This is a genomic window from Novosphingobium sp. 18050 (assembly GCF_902706195.1).
GTDB lineage: Bacteria > Pseudomonadota > Alphaproteobacteria > Sphingomonadales > Sphingomonadaceae > Novosphingobium.
The window spans coordinates 1-417 of sequence record NZ_CACSJO010000106.1 but is presented as its reverse complement, the minus strand read 5'-3'; the positions used below and the strand labels follow the sequence as shown (position 1 = coordinate 417).

The 417-nt window shown below is 53.5% G+C and carries 1 protein-coding gene; it reads left to right on the top strand.

What is annotated here, in order from left to right:
• On the top strand, positions 1-417 hold a 417-nt coding region (locus tag GVL61_RS24595), incomplete at both ends, for a type I-C CRISPR-associated protein Cas8c/Csd1 (RefSeq protein ID WP_200845029.1).

The following is a 417-nucleotide window of genomic DNA, read 5'->3' as shown; positions in this document are numbered from 1 at the left end:
ACATTGCGCAGCCAGGGTACTCGCAAGAGAACATCTCCTACGAAATCGTTCTGGCGCCAGATGGTTCGGTAGTGGCTGTGAACGACATCAGGAACACGGCAGGAAAAAAGCCTCTACCCAAAGTCATCGCCGTACCTGCGTCCTTCAAACGTCCTGGCATTGGCTCAAGGTCTTTTTTCCTGTGGGACAAAAGCAGTTATGTGCTGGGTTTTGGAGAAGCAAAGGCTGCCCAGGACCACGCGAGTTTCAGGGAACTGCATCTTTCCGCCATGCCCAATCTGGATGATCCAGCGCTCATCGCGCTTCAATCATTCATCAAAGCATGGCAACCTGAATCCCTGCCATCACATGCCCTTTTCGCACCCCATGCCGAGGGGCTGGTGGGCGCGAACATTGTATTTAGGCTGGATGGAGAGT